The sequence below is a fragment of the Nostoc sp. UIC 10890 genome, from assembly GCF_054786515.1.
The window spans coordinates 5,581,165-5,598,094 of record NZ_JBSGKF010000001.1 but is presented as its reverse complement, the minus strand read 5'-3'; the positions used below and the strand labels follow the sequence as shown (position 1 = coordinate 5,598,094).

The window sequence follows — 16,930 nt, the reverse complement described above, 5'->3', positions numbered from 1 at the left end:
GGGGTACTTACTCGTCAATTTGACCAACGCGGCGGATATTCAAAATGTCGCTCATTTTTTTAATTTGGATGAACACTTGCTCTAGTTGAGAGCGATCGCGTATATCTATTCCTAAGTCGATCAATGCAGGTTGACCAGCAGAGGTTTTCACCTGAGCATGGCGAACATTAATCCCTTGGTCACTCAAGCGTGACAAAATATCCTTTAGCACCCCTACGCGGTCAAGAGCTTCAATTTGAACATCTACGGGGTATGTATGCGGACGACCACTATTTTCGGCGCCTGGGTTCCACCTAACTGGTACTAAGCGCTCATACTCCACAGTCTCCAAATTATGGCAGCCTTGGCGATGAATTGAAATGCCCCTACCTCGCGTCACCACACCAATAATTGGTTCGCCAGGAATCGGGGTACAACATCCAGCTAAATAATATACCAAACCTTCCACCCCAAAAATTGGCGAATCTGTGGAGCGTGAGGTAGTTGGAGGTGCATCTCGCAAAGCTTTTGATGTCGCTGGTTCTTTGGGGATAAATGGCGACACAGTGGAAGCTGGTTGTTGTCCCTTCGCTACTTCTCGCCAACGATTTAGCACTAGGTTCAACGTAATTTCTCCGTAACCTAAACCGGCAAGTAAATCTTCCACGCTATGGTAGTTACACTTTTCAGCAACAATCTGCATCGCATCCGACTTCAGCAAACTATCAAAACCAGTTTTACCAAGTTCCTTTTCTAACAACTCCCGTCCACGGGCAACATTTTCTTCCCGGCGCGATCGCTTGTACCATTGTTTTATCCGATATTTCGCTGCCGAAGTTCTGACAAAGTTCAACCAATCTAAACTCGGATGGCAGTTCTTTTGGGTTAAAACCTCGACAATATCGCCATTTTGCAGCCGCGTTGACAGTGGCACCATTCGCCCATTCACCCGTGCCCCTGAACAGTGGTTCCCCACTTCTGTATGAATGCGATAAGCAAAATCTACAGTGGTAGCACCAGGACTTAAAGGAACAACATCCCCCTTAGGGGTGAAGACATAGACATCATCTTCAAATAGATTATCTTTGACGCTATCAAGATATTCTTGGGCATCCTTGAGATCGGTTTGCCATTCCAGCAGTTGCCGTAGCCAAGTAAACTTGTCATCTGTCGTTGTTAAATGGCTAATACTAGAACCACCGGTTTCTTTATACTTCCAATGGGCGGCAATCCCATACTCGGCGATATGATGCATTTCGATTGTCCGAATTTGCACCTCTAAAGGACGGCCAGTTAGTCCAATCACCCCAGTATGTAACGACTGGTAGCGGTTAGGCTTTGGTAGTCCAATGTAGTCTTTAAATCTCCCAGGAATTGGGCGAAAAGCATCATGAACCACCGCCAACGCCCGATAGCATTCCTCATTAGTTTGAACAATAATCCGCAGCGCCGCCAAATCGTAAATTTCATGAAATTCCTTTTGCTGGCGGTGCATTTTTTGGTAAATGCTATAAAGGTGTTTGGGACGACCGCTGATATCCTGAAACTGGATTCCGGCTTGCTGCAAACGCTCTTGCAACATGTTCGTAGCTCTAGCCAATTTCTCTTCTCGCGCCGTCCGTTTTTCGGAAACATGCTCCTGCATTTGGCGGAAAGCTTCTGGTTCCAAATATTTAAAAGCCAAATCTTCCAGTTCCCATTTAATTCGCCAAATCCCCAAGCGATTGGCTAAGGGCGCGAATATATCTCGCGTTTCCTGGGCACTGCGGCGACGGCTGGCCTCTGACATATATTGTAAAGTTCGCATATTATGCAAACGATCTGCCAATTTCACCACAATTACCCGAATATCTTGCGCCATTGCCAAAAACATCCGCCGGAAGTTTTCGGCTTGGCTTTCGGTTTTGCTGGTGAAATTGATTTTAGAAAGCTTGGTGACACCTTCGACCAATTGCCGCACTTCTGGGCCAAAGCGTTCTTCTATTTCTTGACTTGTAACTTCTGTATCTTCAACGACATCATGGAGAAATCCAGCTGCTATCATAGCAGCACTACCTCCCAAGTCACGCAGCAAGTCGGCTACAGCAACGGGATGGGCAATGTATGGTTCTCCAGATTTGCGGTATTGACCTTGATGCAATTGGTAAGCAAATTCAAATGCGCGACCAATCAAGACTGTATCGCTATGCCTTCGGTCATCTTCCCCTACACCGCTAGTTGTGGATGACTCCTTCAAACATTTTTTTAACCATTCCGGAATGGCGAGATCAACTGATGAATTTATAGCTAGACTGCTCATACAATTGGGTTTGGATAGGATCGGTAGATAACTGAATGATAAATAAAACTGGCAGCATCGCTCTAAGAAGATGCTGTCGCCCAGAGAAGGGTAGAAAAAACAGTGTAAGGATGATTCTCCAATTGCAGACGGTAGTCATCCACTGCGGGTTTCAAGGATCATAAACTTGAAAATCCATTGATGGCAAACAAAGCCTCAAACCATGATTTGAGGCTTTTAGTGCTGATAAGTACTTAAGAAAGTTTATTGTAGAAGAAAAATTACTTGACATTAATACTATCTTAACTAGCACTGGATGTCTTTAAACCGTGAGAAATATCTGGCACTCGTAACCTTGCTAGAGCAATTACGCTCCGATGCCACAACTACCCAAATAGTTGCGCCTGAACTGCGACAGCGTATAGCCTCGTTGCAGCATTTTTTTGGACAAGAGATTGTGCCTTTGGCTGATGAAAACTGGCGAGTGCAGTCTTATCAAACGGAGATGAGCAAGCAATTGCGCTTGTTGGAAATAGATGTAATGTTTTTCCAAGGAGCGCGGCAAGCATCTACTGCACAAACGAGACTTCAGACGATTTGCGATCGCTTGACAACCCTCATTCAATACTGTGATGCCATTCTGCAACCAGAAGCGGAAGGAGAAAAATAACAATTGTTCACCTTTTTCTCTAATTTCTCCATCATCTCATTTATGACCTATAGTGAAAAGTTATTTTGCTAACAAGTTGGAATTGGGCATGGGGAATGGGGAATGGGGAATGGGGAATGGGGAATGGGGCATTGGGCATTGGTTATTCCGTCTCTCTACTCCCTACTCCCTTCATAAGAAGATTCATGGTGCGGCGCATGTATGCTTCTACTGGCTCGGTTGTGGGTTTGAAGATCAGTGCATAATATAGTGACCCGCTTACAAGGTCGATAATTAGTTCTACGTCTGCATCTTTGTGAATTTCGCCTCTAGACTTGGCACGCTCAAGTATTTTAGAAAAGGCTTCACGTCGGAGTTTTGTATATTTTGTCCAGTAAACCTCTGCAAACTGAGGATTGCTAGACGCTGTACTAATTATCAGCGCAAGTGTCTGACGACCAAGGGGACTATCTATTTTTTTGGCGGCATTATTAATCAGGATATCCATATCTCCCCAAAAGCTATCAGTATCGGGGATCACTAAATCATCTCTCAAACTTTCGATCGCATCTGCAACTAATTCTTCTTTGGAAGTGTAACGCCGATAGATGGTCGTTTTACCAACTCCAGCACGGGAAGCGATCGCTTCTATACTCATGCTTTCATATCCTACCTCTGCAAGCAAATCTAGGGTTGCTTGGAGAATGGCTTGGTCGGCGTGGATGCTACGTGGGCGTCCAGAAGAACTTGACATAGGGAATGGGGAGTAGGGATTAGGGACTAGAGATTAGGGACTAGTACAGCACGGCGTAAATAAGCCACCCATTTTAAATGTCTGAAACCCTTGCAAACAATTAATTACGAATTACGAATTACGAATTACGAATTACGAATTACGAATTACGCCTTGCGGTACTAGGGAGTGGGATCGCTGCTGCTTTCCTTGACCTTTTCTATATGATACGCTACCGTATCGTATAGATGAAGTGCCTAGTTTTAGCTTTGCGATCGCTCTGATACCAATTATCGAAAAGAAAGTTGGATTTCATCTGGGCTTCTTAATTACAAATTAGTATTATTGATGGCTACCAACATTAAACGTTCTAGTTTTGATCAATTTGGTTATGTCCACGGGCCATTGAAGTGGGCGATCGCTTTTACGGCTTCCCTTGGTGCGATCTTAGAAGTAATTGATACCAGTATTGTTAACGTTGCTCTAACAGATATACAGGCTAGTTTGGGTGCAACTGTCAGTGAGGTTGGCTGGGTAGTAACTGGATATGCGATCGCAAATGTCGTCTTAATTCCCTTATCTGCATGGCTGGGAGATTACTTTGGACGCAAAACCTACTTTATCTTCTCGTTGATTGGCTTTACCCTGGCCTCGGTTTTATGCGGGTTGGCATTTAATCTGCCGATGCTAGTTTTTTCTCGAATTCTTCAAGGTTTGTGTGGTGGAGGGTTGCTAGCTAAAGCCCAAGCGATTTTGTTCGAGACTTTTCCACCTGCTGAACAAGGTTTAGCACAAGCAGTTTTTGGAGTGGGTGTAATTGCTGGGCCAGCCATCGGCCCGACTTTAGGGGGATTTTTGGTAGATGGTTTGGGCTGGCGGTGGATTTTCTTTGTTAATATTCCCTTCGGGATCGTTGCAGTGGCGATGTCATTGGTATTTTTGCCCAAAGATAAAGACAAAAGCGAGACACAAAGCCAAGCTGTCGATTGGTTCGGGATTGGGTTTTTAGTTATCGCTATTGGCTGTATGCAAACTTTGTTAGAGGAAGGAGAGAAAGAAGACTGGTTTTCCTCCGGTTTCATCACCACGTTAGCGATCGCCAGTATTATCGGATTGGGATTATTTATTTGGTACGAGTTGAAAATAGACCATCCTGCCGTTGACTTGAGAGTTTTACGTCACCGTTCTTTAGCTGCTGGAAGTGTGTTATCAGCCGTGGTTGGAATGGGACTTTATGGCGCACTTTTTGCTGTACCGATTTTCGCTCAGAGTGTGCTGCACTTTACAGCAACGCAGACAGGACTATTGTTAGCACCTGGGGCTTTAGCATCTGCGATCGTCATGGTTCTATTAGGCAAACTGTCCACCAAAATTGATGCCCGAATTTTAATTGCAATGGGTGCTGTGGGAACATCTGGAGTCATGTTTCAACTAGCAGAAATTACCCCACAAACCGGCATAGATGATTTATTTTGGCCATTGGTATGGCGTGGGGCTTTTACTGTGTTGATGTTTCTTCCCTTAAGTCTGGCAACATTAGGGGGACTACCCAAACAAGATATTTCTGCCGGCTCTGGTTTCTACAATCTCACTCGACAACTGGGTGGTAGCATTGGCATTGCCCTACTCACCACTCTGCTTGACCGACGACAAGCTTTTCATCGAGACATCCTGTTAGCAAAACTTAGTCCTTATGATCCGGAAACCAATCAGCGCCTCGATGCGCTCAATGGGGCACTGCAAGGTCAAGGTATGGATGCGACAACGGCTCAACAACAAGCACTAGCTTTATTAAGTCAAACAGTAGATACCCAAGCTGCTGTTTTATCTTACGCAGATTGCTTTCGAGTGGTAGGCGTGGCCTTCCTTTGCTCATTACCTCTGTTGCTATTCTTGGGTAAAGGTGGTGCAGGAGTAAAAGCGCCAGTTGCTCACTAGTAGTCCGTCAAAGGAACTTTGCTGGGTAAAGGGTAAGGGGTAAAGGGGAAAGGTTTAAATCCCTTACCCTTTAACCTTTACCCTTTCCCCAGCCCTCACCCAGCAAACTTTGCTTGACAGACTACTAGTATTCTGTATCGTTAGTTATGAGTGGTTAGCGGTGGTCAGATCCCCGACTTCTTGAAGAAGTCGGGGATCTCGTAGCCCAGCAAAACTACGTAAAAACACGGCTTCAGAATTATTCTCTGCCGAAAGTCACAGAAGAAAGTTAATACACACTGATTTATCTGGATAAAAAAGTAAAAGTCCCACTCAGTTTTGAACGGGACTATGTGAAGTCTTATTGCTAAAATTAGAAATTTTGATCTAGAAAAAGTTCATTATTGTGATGATGCCAACGCTTGTTAACATCATTAAAGCGCCCATAATTATAGATTGGCCTAATGGATTGCTGAATTTTGTATTGTTCACTTAAGTAAAATCCCTTTTATTAATAGTCCCTTAACCATATCAAAATCAGTATAAATATCTATAAAACCATTGTAAAACTTAAATTACCGTAAAATTTCTTAGTAAATACTTATTTTTGAACTTAAGTATCAATTTTTACTTTTAATGATTTGTTCTTCTGGTCTGCCGACTTCCCATTCTCCAGTTCCACAACGTAGTAATTTCCGAACAGAATAAATACCTGAACTCCGAGCGGAATACGTGCCTTGATAAGATAAAATAAATCTTAATCAAGGTAAAAATATTTGAATAGAAGATTATCATGACAGCATCCACGGAATCTAGAAACCAAGCGATCGCTTTTGACCTAGAAAAATTAAATGAGCAATTTGAAACTGCCACTCCCAAAGAGATACTGGCATGGTCTATAGAAAATATCCCAACGGGACTGGTGCAAACAAGCGCCTTTAACGTGGATGACATGATAATTACCCATATTCTTTATAGTGAACTGAAGCATCCCGTTCCTGTGATCTTCCTCGACACCTTGCACCACTTCCCTGAAAGCCTAGAATTAGTAGCCAAAGCTATACAAATCTACAACCTGGATTTGCAAACTTTCAAAACTCCAGATGTAGACACCCGCGAAGCCTTTGAAGCCAAATACGGCGACAAACTCTGGGACAAGGATATTGCCAAATTCCACCACATTACCAAAATTGAACCACTGCTACGGGGTCTGGACGAACTCAACAGCGTCGCTTGGATTACCGGACGCCGCCGTGACCAAGCAGTAACCCGTGCGAATATGCCCATATTTGAATTTGATGGTAAAGGTCGCCTGAAAGTAAATCCTATAGCTACCTGGACACGCAAAGAAAGCTGGCTTTACGTGGCTGAACATGGAGTCATCTACAACCCCCTCCACGACCAAGGTTATCCCAGCATTGGCGACCAACCCATCACCACCAAAGTAGCCGAAGGCGAAGACGAACGCGCCGGACGCTGGCGGGGAAGCGATAAAACAGAATGTGGAATTCATATTTAGTCATTTGTCATTTGTCATTTGTCATTGGTCATTAGTATTTAGACAAAGGACTAAGGACTTATACCAATTTGAAAAAAGAATGCGACAAATAGACCATTTGTAGAGACGCGATGAATCGCGTCTTTACCCAAGCATGTGTTGCAATCATTAATTGAATTGGTATTATTTATAGCGGTTCTCAATTGCATGGAATACAGACCTAACCCCCAGCCTCTTCCCTTGTAGCGTTGAGGAGTAAGATAAACTCAAAGCCTCTCTCCTTTTAGGAGAGAGGTTTGGAGAGAGGTCAAAATGTATTACATAGAAACGAGAACCGCTATAGTCATTTGTCATTAGTATTAGACAAAGGACAAATGACTAAGAACAAAGGACAAATATGATTAAGATCCTCCACCTCTCCGATATCCACATGGGAAGCGGCTTCTCCCACGGACGAATTAATCCGGTGACTGGATTAAATACACGATTAGAGGATTTTGTCAACACCTTGTCTATATGTATTGACCGAGCGCTGACAGATGCAGTTGATATGGTGATATTTGGTGGTGATGCTTTCCCGGATGCGACACCACCGCCTTATGTACAACATGCTTTTGCCAACCAGTTTCGCCGTCTTATGGATGCCAATATTCCAACAGTATTGTTGGTAGGCAATCACGACCAACATTCCCAAGGACAGGGAGGGGCGAGTTTAAATATTTATCGCACTTTGGGAGTGCCAGGGTTTGTTGTTGGTGATACATTAACTACTCACTGCATCCAAACCCGTAATGGCAAAGTGCAAGTAATCACCCTGCCTTGGTTAACCCGTTCAACTTTGATGACTCGCCAAGAGACTGAAGGTTTGTCTTTGGCGGAAGTCAACCAACTATTAACGGAACGTCTGCGAGTTGTTTTAGAAGGGGAGGTTCGCCGTCTTGACCCCGATGTGCCAACTGTCCTTTTGGCTCACTTGATGGCTGACAATGCAACCTTGGGCGCAGAACGATTTTTGGCAGTTGGTAAAGGCTTTACTCTACCCCTATCTTTGTTGACACGACCTTGTTTTGATTATGTAGCGTTAGGACATGTCCACCGCCATCAAAATCTGAATAAATCTAACAACCCACCGGTGATTTATCCAGGGAGTATTGAACGGGTAGATTTTAGTGAAGAAAAAGAAGACAAAGGCTATGTAATGTTGGAACTGGAGCGGGGAAGCGCTAAGTGGGAGTTTTGTCCCTTAACAGTTCGGACTTTCCACACCGTTGAGGTGGATATCTCGAAAGCAGATGATCCGCAAGCGGTGTTAATGAAAGCGATCGCCAAGTATGATATTCAAGATGCTGTAGTGCGGCTAATTTATAAACTCCGCTCTGAACAGATGGATTTAATTGACAGTTCCTCTCTACATACTGCTTTAAGTCCCGCTCATACCTACACAATTCAAGCAGAATTAGTGAGTCAATTAGCCAGACCCCGAATTCCTGAATTGAGTGCGAGTAGCAGTATTGACCCAATGGAAGCGTTAAAAACTTACTTGAACAACCGCGAAGACCTCAAAGATATTGCAACATCAATGATGGATGCAGCGCAGAAGTTACTAGCGGATGAAGTGGAAGTTTGGCTGGAAGCAGCAACTAATGAGTAGGATAAATGCTAATTATCTTTTGATGTTTTAAAAGCGATCGCTTGATTATATTTTCTCACAGTAGGAGCGATCGCTCTTTCAATAATGAGAGAATTTAGTATAACTGGCACAAATACTACGCGATTGCCAAATAACTCGTGAAGAATTTAGAGAATTGTTGTAAGAATTGATGCTTTTAAGAGTTAGATATTACGCACAGATAATAGATAGTTGCAATAGGAGCTATCGCATTGCAATTAACATCATACTTGTAATTCGGTGATGAGTGCGATCGCAAAATATGATACTCAAGATGCTGTCGTGCAGCTACTTTGTTTTAAAAAAAGCTTTATTGGCTAAAAAAATTCGAGTTTACACTATTATTTTGTATTATTTATCACATATTTTTGAGGAAATCTTATGTATGCAATCAGATTGTCTCCCTTTGCAGCAGAAAAAACCCATTTCTTGAAATTCCTTAGTAAATCAGACTTTTGATGACAAATTGCTCACCTAGTAAAAAAAATTTAATCCAGATGATGAATATTATTCTATATACCCTATAATTCTTTTAATTACGGTATACATCTAGAAATACCGTAGATTTAGGGGTAAATTCTGATGAGCAAGTCGCAACAACCAACACAATTAAGTAAATTCCTAAGTGAAGGGATACAGGCTTATGCCATAAAAGCCTTGCGGACTATAAAATTCTGCTATCAACACACAATTAGAAGTTGGTTGAATAGACACACTGTACAAAGCTTTGTAAGTCTATTTTTAATAAGTATTTTTTTGAGTATAGCTGTTGCCTCCTGCTCTGAAAGTAGTTCAGCTAGCAAAAATGATGTTAATATCAAACTCGCTTCTTTCTCTGTCACCAAAGCTGCACATGACCAGATAATTCCCAAATTTGTCGAAAGCTGGAAGAAAGAACACAACCAAAACGTCAGGATTGAGGCGACTTATGGGGGTTCTGGTGCTCAAGCGGCTACAGTCATTGACGGTTCGCAAGAAGCAGATATAGTACATTTGGCACTTCCCCTAGATGTGATCAAAATTCAGCAAGCCGATTTGATTAAATCAGGTTGGGAAACCAGATATCCGAGAAATGGTATTGTCAGTAAATCTGTAGCTGCGATCGTCACTCGTGAAGGTAATCCCAAAAACATTCAGACTTGGGCAGACTTAGCAAAAGATAATGTGAAAATAATTGCAGCTAACCCAAAAACTTCTGGTATTGCTATCTGGGAATTCTTGGCTTTCTGGAGTTCTGTGAGTTTAACGGGTGGTGACGAAACCGCAGCATTAGATTATGTCACCAAAGTTTATAAGAATATCCCGGTATTGACAAAAGATGCCCGTGAAGCTAGTGATTCATTCTTCCAAAAAGGTGAGGGAGATGTCTTAATTAACTACGAAAATGAAGTAATTTTGGCACAAATAGGTGGACTAAAACTGCCTTATATTGTACCTCAAGTTAATATTTCCATCGATAATCCTGTAGCTCTAGTTGATAAAAACGTTGATAAACACGGTACAAGAGAAGTTGCACAAGCATTTGTGAATTTTCTTTACTCCACAGAAGCTCAACGGGAATTTGCTAAATTACAATATCGTCCTGTTAACCCCACTGTCACCCAAGAAGTAGCCTCAAAACAACCGCCAATTCAAACTTTATTTACCTCTCAAGATTTAGGTGGTTGGGAGCTTATCCAGAAAAAGTTTTTTGAAAATGGGGCAATTTTTGACAAAGTTCAAGCTGCTAGCAAAGCATGAACTTGACTTTTTCATGCAGCATTATTTGTATAGTCACTTTATCACAATTGATAATTTATGAGCTTTCATCGCCGATTTAAAGATAGCGTTTTTTTCACATCTTTAATGGTTATTGCCAGTAGCATCACTGCTTGTAACGGTGGACAAGAATTGAAAAGTCAAGTGAGTATTGATGGTGCGGCAGTAGGTTTTCCTATTTCTTTAGCAGTTGCAGAAGAATATCAAAAGGTTCAATCTGACGCAAAAGTTAGTGTTGCTTCCAGTGGTACTGGTGGCGGTTTCAGTAAGTTTTGTAATGGTGATATTGATATTGTTGGCGCTTCTCGTACCATCAGAAATGAAGAAATAAAAAAATGTAAAAGTAAGAATATTGAGTTTATAGAGTTACCTATAGGTTTAGACGGCGTAGCTGTAATTGCAAATCGTAAAAACGACTTTGCTAAATGTCTAACCATTAAGGAAATGAACACAATTTGGAGTGCTAAATCAGACGGCAAAATCTTGACTTGGAATCAAGTTAATCCTAAATTTCCTAAGCTACCACTGAAACTTTATGCTCCGGCTTCTGATACAGGAACTTTTGATTATTTAACTCAAGCTGTTACTGGCAAAGCCAAAAATGGCCGCACCGACTACACTCCTAGTCATAATCAAAATCTGCTAGTGCAAGGTGTTTCTGGAGATGAATCAGCATTGGCTTATGTAGGGATATCTTACTACATTCAAAACCAAGAAAAACTCAATTTAGTTGCTATCGAAAATCTCAAAGGAGAATGCAAAAAACCAGTTCCGTTGGATAATGTCCTCAAAAACACCTATACACCTTTGTCTCGTCCCCTGTTCATATATGTCAGCAAGATATCTTTAGATAACAAGCCAGCAGTCAAAGAATTTGTAGATTTTTATCTAGAAAATTCTTGGAAGTGGGTAGATGGTGCTGGATATGTAGCACTACCTGATGAAGCTTACGTCAAGGTAAAACAAAAATTTGCTACTGGTGAAACTGGCACAAAATTTCAAAAAGCCAAACCCAGTGAACCAATTACAAACTTTCTTTAGACAAATACCCATTCAGATGTAACTTGATTTGTAGTTAAGACTTAACTGTTTATGCAAAATTTCACTTCTCAAAACGATCCTTATTTATTACCTAGACAATCACTAGACAAAGATATATCTGAAGATATATCAGAAAGAATTGTGGGAGCGATTTTATTTGCTTGCGCTTTAGTTTCTGTTTTGACTACCTTTGGTATTGTCATAATTATTTTTCAGGAGACATTTGGTTTTTTCCAAGAAGTTTCCTTTGCTCAATTCTTTCTTGATACTAAATGGACACCTCTATTTGCAGAGAGGCATTTTGGCATTTGGCCTTTAATTAATGGCACTTTCTTAACTACAGCTATTGCTATGTCAGTTGCGATTCCTTTGGGTTTATGTTCTGCAATTTACTTGAGTGAATATGCTCAACCCAAAGTAGCAGCAGTTTTACGCCCAGCCGTGGAACTTTTAGCAGGAATTCCAACTGTAGTATATGGTTACTTTGCACTATTGTTTCTGACACCATTGCTGCGGCATATTATCCCTTTAGAAATATTCAATTCCTTGAGTGCAGGGGTAATGATGGGAATTATGATTACTCCCACCGTTGGTTCTATTAGCTTAGATGCTATTAAATCAGTTCCACGTTCTTTGCGCGAAGGAGCTTACGCTTTAGGTATAACTAAACTAGAAACTATTTTTAAAGTAGTCTTACCAGCCGCACTTTCGGGAATTATCGCTTCGATTATTTTGGGTATTTCTCGCGCTGTGGGTGAAACAATGACTGTCCTCATCGCCGCTGGATTACAGCCAAAGCTGACTATTAGTTTTGCAGAATCAATCGCAACAATGACAGCTTATATGGCACAAATTTCTGGCGGAGATAGTCCGCGTGGAAGTCTCAATTTCAAGACTTTATATGCTGTAGGTGCGGTTTTATTTGTGATTACCCTATCTTTGAATATTGTTAGTTACTGGATTGCTAATCGTTACAAGGAAAAATACGAATAATAAATATGACTACGAGTTATCAAGAAGATGATTCCTTTACAGCTGGGGCAGAATTTACTGATAATGTTGACCAAAGAGAGAGCTTAGGAAAAGTATTTGAAGTAATTTTCTTATTCGGTTTAATGATTGGGATATTTGTCCTAGCTTTGCTCCTTTTTGATATTTTGGGAGACGGATTAGGTAGATTTTTGTCCCCAGGATTTCTCACAGATACCCCTTCTCGTTTTCCTGACCAAGGTGGTATCCGTCCTGCTATTGTTAGCAGCATTTTGTTGGGACTTGTTGTGATTTTTGTAACTGTCCCAATTGGTGTAGGAGCAGCTTTATATCTCGAAGAGTATGCACCCAAAGCTTGGTGGACAGCGATTATTGAGATTAATATCAGTAATCTGGCGGGTGTACCTTCTATCGTCTATGGATTGCTGGGTTTAGGAGTTTTCAATTATTTGCTTGGGTTTGGCCCCGCTTTGATTTCTGGTGCATTGACTTTATCTTTGTTGTCTTTACCAGTTATTATTGTCACCTCTAGAGAAGCAATTCGCGCCGTCCCGGATTCTTTGAGAAATGCTTCTTACGGCTTAGGTGTAACCAAATGGAAAACTATTAGCAGTCATGTCATACCTTATGCTGTTCCTGGTATTTTGACAGGGGTGATTATCTCTGTATCTCGTGCTATTGGTGATGCAGCATCTCTAATTGTTGTCGGTGCTGTAGGTTTTCTCACCTTTGACCCTGGTTTGTTCCAGAGATTTATGGCATTACCCATTCAAATTTACAGTTACATCACTCGTCCTGAACCGGGTTTTGCTAGTGCAGCAGCAGCGACAATTATTGCGTTGTTACTGTTGATTTTAGCTTTGAATGGTGTAGCAATTTATATCCGGCAACGTTTTTCAATCCGTTAGGTAAACACAGTATGCAACTTTCTCTCAAATCTAACCCCCAACCCCTTCCCTTGTAGGGAAGGGGAGCAAGACTTAAAGCCTCTCCCGGTTTCGGGAAGAGGAATGGAAGCGGGGTTTTAAAAATAAGTTGCACATCGTGTTTAGGTAATTAAATATCTAATTTAATACATTCACAGACATTTGGAGAATAGAAAAATGACTTATAGCAATAGTAGAAGTAAAGCAGATAGTGCCACAATCGAACAAGGTAATAGCGTTTTTAATGTTGAAGGTGTGAAGGTTTTCTATGGGGGATTTTTGGCACTTTTAGATGTCTATCTAAAGATTCCTGATAAACAAATTATTGCTTTTATTGGCCCTTCAGGATGTGGTAAAAGTACCTTATTGCGTTGCTTCAACCGGATGAATGATTTAATCCCTGGAGCTAAGGTAGAGGGTAGACTGAATTATCGCGATCGCAACATTTATGATCCTAAGATAAATTCGGTCAAATTACGCCGCCAAATCGGAATGGTTTTTCAAAGACCGAATCCTTTCCCCAAGTCAATATATGAAAATATTGCCTTTGCACCGCTTGCTAACGGTTACAAAGGTAACGTTGATGAATTGGTGGAAGATTCCCTCAGACGCGCTGCTATCTGGGATGAAGTTAAAGACAAGCTCAAAGATAAGGGAACTGCATTATCTGGCGGACAACAGCAACGACTTTGTATAGCCCGTGCGATCGCGATGAAGCCAGATGTATTATTGATGGATGAACCATGTTCTGCTCTCGACCCGATTTCTAGCCGCCAAGTGGAAGAACTCTGCTTAGAACTCAAGGAGCAATACACCATCATTATGGTGACACACAATATGCAGCAAGCTTCTAGAGTCGCAGATTTCACTGCTTTCTTCAATACAGAAATTGACGAGCAGGGTAAACGTCGTGGTAAATTAGTTGAGTTTAATCCTACAGCCCAAATGTTCAGTTCACCTCAAACAAAAGAAGCTGAAGATTACATCAGTGGACGCTTTGGTTAAAGAGACATCACAGGGGAAGGGGAAAAGGCAAGTTCAGCTAGTGAGTGACTATTATTCCTTTTCCCTTTGATTTAAATTTAGTAAACTCAATGTCCCTTTAAAAAATCTTTTCAAGTAAGGACTTTAGTGCTTAAAAAATAAGGACTAAAGTCTTTACTACGAACTTGATTACTTGATAATTGATCACCCTTAAACCAGCGCTGCTGTTGCTTTCAAAGCAAAAATCTTCTCAATCACATCTTCGACTACCTTATCTGGCGTAGAAGCACCAGAAGTAACTCCCACAACAATTTTTCCATCCGGCAACCAGCTTTCTGTAGTTATTAACTGCCCATTTAATTGCCGATGTTCTATGGAATCTCCTGATTTAATCCGTTCAACAGTATCAATATGATAAGAAGGAATTCCCCGTTCAAAAGCAATTTGTTGCAATTGAGTAGTATTGGATGAATTAAACCCACCAATTACTACCATCAAATCTAAGTTATGTTCCACTAACTCCAACATTGCATCTTGCCGTTCTTGAGTGGCATCACAAATAGTATTGAAGCTTTGGAAATGCTGATTTAACTCAGTGGGGCCATACTTTTGCAACATAGTCCGCTCAAAAAGCTTGCCGATTTGCTCAGTTTCGCCTTTCAGCATCGTAGTTTGGTTAGCAATACCAACTCTTTCTAAATCTTGATCGGGGTCAAATCCGGCTGAACAAGCTTTAGCAAATTTTGTCAGAAATTCTTCTCGGTTGCCACCATTAATAATATAGTCAGCAACATAACCTGCTTCTTGCAAATTCAACACGATTAAATACTTGCCAGCAAAAGAACTAGTTGCAACTGTTTCTTCGTGCTTATATTTACCGTGAATTATTGATGTATAGTCGATTTTTTTGTGCTTTTCTACTGTATTCCAAACTTTAGAGACCCAAGGGCAAGTTGTATCAACAATTTTGCAGCCTTTATCGTGAAGTATCTGCATTTCTTGAACGCTAGCCCCAAAGGCGGGTAATATGACTACATCGCCAGTTCCCACAACCGAAAAGTCTTTATTCTTGCCTTCAATAGGGATAAATTCTACTTCCATCTCCTGCATTCGCTGATTTACAGAAGGGTTGTGGATAATTTCGTTAGTAATCCAGATGTGTTCTTTGGGGAAGTGCTGACGGGTTTCATAGGCCATAGCTACAGCTCGTTCTACACCCCAGCAAAAGCCAAAGGCTTGTGCTAGTCGGATTGTGACATCGCCTCGTTGCAGGATGTAATTGCGATCGCGAATTTCCTGAATCAAGTTACTCTGATACTCAGATTGCAACTGGGTAGCAACTTCTGCTTGATGACCAAAACCCTTGCGATTGTAATTTTCTGAATGTTGGAGGCTGCGCTTAAAAGCTTTTGTATCCATTAGATTTGTCTACTTAAACCACTATTTCTTATTTTCTCGCGCCCAGACGCGATTTATACACAGTTGTATTCAAAGATATTATCAAAGAGCGGGAAAGGGAAAATGATTTAATGCCTTTACCCTTTATCCTTTAACCTTTTCCCCTCTTTTTCTTGCTGGGGTTTTAATTCGATATCGCTATAAATCTGCAATGCAGAACGCCAAACTATATAGCCTTCAGGACTTAAGTGTAAGCCATCGGTAGTAAATTCCCTGCGGAGATTTCCTTGCTTGTTGGTAAACAGCGGGTATAAATCGAGAAATTTGACACCTTTTTTGGTAGATATGCTTTGCAATTGCTGATTCAACTTGAGAATGCGACTATTGGCAACAGCCAGAAGTTTTTCTCGTCCTTGCCAAGTTGCGTCCTCTGCTCCATGTGGCAAAATCGATTGGACAACAATTTGCGCTGTGGGATGAGTCTTTTGCAGGTAACTGATAATTTGCCGTTGATTATCTAAAATTACCCTGTCGCTCATCCCCCGAATTAGGTCATTAATGCCAATCATCACAAAAATCACCTCTGGCTGGGTGCGGTCAAATATCTTCAATCTTTTCAAGAGTCCATTGCTGGTTTCGCCAGAAATTCCTTGATTGAGCCAATTTTTACCTTCGGGTAATAACTCAGGGGGAAACCACAAACTCAGAGAATCTCCCGCCAGGATAGTTAAATCGGGAGGACGTTGGTCAGCAGCGACCTTGGCTTCTTGCTTGAGGATGTCTACCCACTCTTGATAACTGAGTTGGTGACGGCGACCCAAATCAGGTGTAGTAATTTGGGGTGAGTTGTTCAGGTTGATTGGTTCTGGGGATGTTACTATCCCAAAAAAAGCGGACAATCTCTGCTGTTGCCAAATTAGCAGGATGACCGCCAACATTAGGATGCCGTTGGTTAACAGCGAGAAAAATGCCCAGATAGGAAAGGTTTTAAGAGATGTAGACACAACTAGCGAAATTTACCAATTATTTGAATCAAATTTTAACGCTAGCGATCGCAAATGACACACTCTTAAAGTGGGGATTGGGGATTGGGGACTGGGGACTGGGGAC

The 16,930-nt window shown here is 41.5% G+C and carries 13 protein-coding genes; 9 read left to right on the top strand and 4 right to left on the bottom strand.

All coding sequences use genetic code 11. From position 1 onward, the window contains the following. Positions 1–7 precede the first annotated feature (7 nt). A complete protein-coding gene (locus ACWATR_RS23260; protein ID WP_460337631.1) occupies positions 8–2,278 on the bottom strand; it encodes a RelA/SpoT family protein in 2,271 nt (756 codons plus the stop codon). A gap of 295 nt (positions 2,279–2,573) precedes the next feature. On the opposite strand from ACWATR_RS23260, the gene patD reads away from it, so the two are divergent. Beyond that, a complete protein-coding gene (patD, locus tag ACWATR_RS23255) occupies positions 2,574–2,927 on the top strand; it encodes a heterocyst frequency control protein PatD (protein WP_460337628.1) in 354 nt (117 codons plus the stop codon). Positions 2,928–3,069: 142 nt separating this feature from the next. Here patD and ACWATR_RS23250 read toward each other — a convergent pair whose 3' ends face one another. Next, entirely contained in the window at positions 3,070–3,660 is a 591-nt protein-coding gene (locus ACWATR_RS23250) for a TetR/AcrR family transcriptional regulator (protein WP_460337625.1), read from the bottom strand. 327 nt (positions 3,661–3,987) lie between these two features. Here ACWATR_RS23250 and ACWATR_RS23245 point away from each other — a divergent pair, with 327 nt between their 5' ends. The 8 genes from ACWATR_RS23245 (at position 3,988) to pstB (ending at position 14,443) form a co-directional block, all read left to right on the top strand. Beyond that, positions 3,988–5,577 carry a DHA2 family efflux MFS transporter permease subunit gene (locus ACWATR_RS23245; RefSeq protein WP_460337623.1) on the top strand — a complete coding sequence of 530 codons (1,590 nt, stop codon included), beginning with the start codon at positions 3,988–3,990 and terminating at the stop codon, positions 5,575–5,577. Positions 5,578–6,349: 772 nt separating this feature from the next. After that, a complete protein-coding gene (gene cysH, locus ACWATR_RS23240; protein ID WP_460337620.1) occupies positions 6,350–7,075 on the top strand; it encodes a phosphoadenosine phosphosulfate reductase in 726 nt (241 codons plus the stop codon). A 376-nt stretch (positions 7,076–7,451) separates the two neighbouring features. Then, positions 7,452–8,705 (top strand): exonuclease subunit SbcD, encoded by a 1,254-nt coding sequence (gene sbcD, locus ACWATR_RS23235; protein WP_460337617.1) that lies wholly within the window; start codon positions 7,452–7,454, stop codon positions 8,703–8,705. A gap of 600 nt (positions 8,706–9,305) precedes the next feature. Continuing rightward, positions 9,306–10,463, top strand: a complete 1,158-nt coding sequence (locus ACWATR_RS23230) for a sulfate ABC transporter substrate-binding protein (protein ID WP_460337614.1) — start codon at positions 9,306–9,308, stop codon at positions 10,461–10,463. A gap of 57 nt (positions 10,464–10,520) precedes the next feature. Further along, positions 10,521–11,522, top strand: a complete 1,002-nt coding sequence (locus tag ACWATR_RS23225) for a PstS family phosphate ABC transporter substrate-binding protein (RefSeq protein WP_460337611.1) — start codon at positions 10,521–10,523, stop codon at positions 11,520–11,522. A 51-nt stretch (positions 11,523–11,573) separates the two neighbouring features. Further along, complete coding sequence (gene pstC, locus ACWATR_RS23220; protein ID WP_460337608.1) at positions 11,574–12,515, top strand: phosphate ABC transporter permease subunit PstC; 942 nt, start codon at positions 11,574–11,576, stop codon at positions 12,513–12,515. A 5-nt stretch (positions 12,516–12,520) separates the two neighbouring features. Then, positions 12,521–13,420 (top strand): phosphate ABC transporter permease PstA, encoded by a 900-nt coding sequence (gene pstA, locus ACWATR_RS23215; RefSeq protein WP_460337605.1) that lies wholly within the window; start codon positions 12,521–12,523, stop codon positions 13,418–13,420. 195 nt (positions 13,421–13,615) lie between these two features. Further along, entirely contained in the window at positions 13,616–14,443 is an 828-nt protein-coding gene (pstB, locus tag ACWATR_RS23210) for a phosphate ABC transporter ATP-binding protein PstB (RefSeq protein WP_460337602.1), read from the top strand. 189 nt (positions 14,444–14,632) lie between these two features. Here pstB and ACWATR_RS23205 read toward each other — a convergent pair whose 3' ends face one another. Beyond that, positions 14,633–15,841, bottom strand: a complete 1,209-nt coding sequence (locus tag ACWATR_RS23205; RefSeq protein WP_460337599.1) for a 4-hydroxy-3-methylbut-2-enyl diphosphate reductase — start codon at positions 15,839–15,841, stop codon at positions 14,633–14,635. A 116-nt stretch (positions 15,842–15,957) separates the two neighbouring features. After that, positions 15,958–16,824 carry an SGNH/GDSL hydrolase family protein gene (locus ACWATR_RS23200; RefSeq protein WP_460337596.1) on the bottom strand — a complete coding sequence of 289 codons (867 nt, stop codon included), beginning with the start codon at positions 16,822–16,824 and terminating at the stop codon, positions 15,958–15,960. Between the last annotated feature and the right edge of the window lie 106 nt (positions 16,825–16,930).

What these genes read in the sequence shown, in the direction of transcription:
- ACWATR_RS23260 (WP_460337631.1), bottom strand. Translation starts at nt 2,278, where the DNA reads ATGAGCAGTCTAGCTATAAATTCATCAGTTGATCTCGCCATTCCGGAA.
- patD (WP_460337628.1), top strand. Translation starts at nt 2,574, where the DNA reads ATGTCTTTAAACCGTGAGAAATATCTGGCACTCGTAACCTTGCTAGAG.
- ACWATR_RS23250 (WP_460337625.1), bottom strand. Translation starts at nt 3,660, where the DNA reads ATGTCAAGTTCTTCTGGACGCCCACGTAGCATCCACGCCGACCAAGCC.
- ACWATR_RS23245 (WP_460337623.1), top strand. Translation starts at nt 3,988, where the DNA reads ATGGCTACCAACATTAAACGTTCTAGTTTTGATCAATTTGGTTATGTC.
- cysH (WP_460337620.1), top strand. Translation starts at nt 6,350, where the DNA reads ATGACAGCATCCACGGAATCTAGAAACCAAGCGATCGCTTTTGACCTA.
- sbcD (WP_460337617.1), top strand. Translation starts at nt 7,452, where the DNA reads ATGATTAAGATCCTCCACCTCTCCGATATCCACATGGGAAGCGGCTTC.
- ACWATR_RS23230 (WP_460337614.1), top strand. Translation starts at nt 9,306, where the DNA reads ATGAGCAAGTCGCAACAACCAACACAATTAAGTAAATTCCTAAGTGAA.
- ACWATR_RS23225 (WP_460337611.1), top strand. Translation starts at nt 10,521, where the DNA reads ATGAGCTTTCATCGCCGATTTAAAGATAGCGTTTTTTTCACATCTTTA.
- pstC (WP_460337608.1), top strand. Translation starts at nt 11,574, where the DNA reads ATGCAAAATTTCACTTCTCAAAACGATCCTTATTTATTACCTAGACAA.
- pstA (WP_460337605.1), top strand. Translation starts at nt 12,521, where the DNA reads ATGACTACGAGTTATCAAGAAGATGATTCCTTTACAGCTGGGGCAGAA.
- pstB (WP_460337602.1), top strand. Translation starts at nt 13,616, where the DNA reads ATGACTTATAGCAATAGTAGAAGTAAAGCAGATAGTGCCACAATCGAA.
- ACWATR_RS23205 (WP_460337599.1), bottom strand. Translation starts at nt 15,841, where the DNA reads ATGGATACAAAAGCTTTTAAGCGCAGCCTCCAACATTCAGAAAATTAC.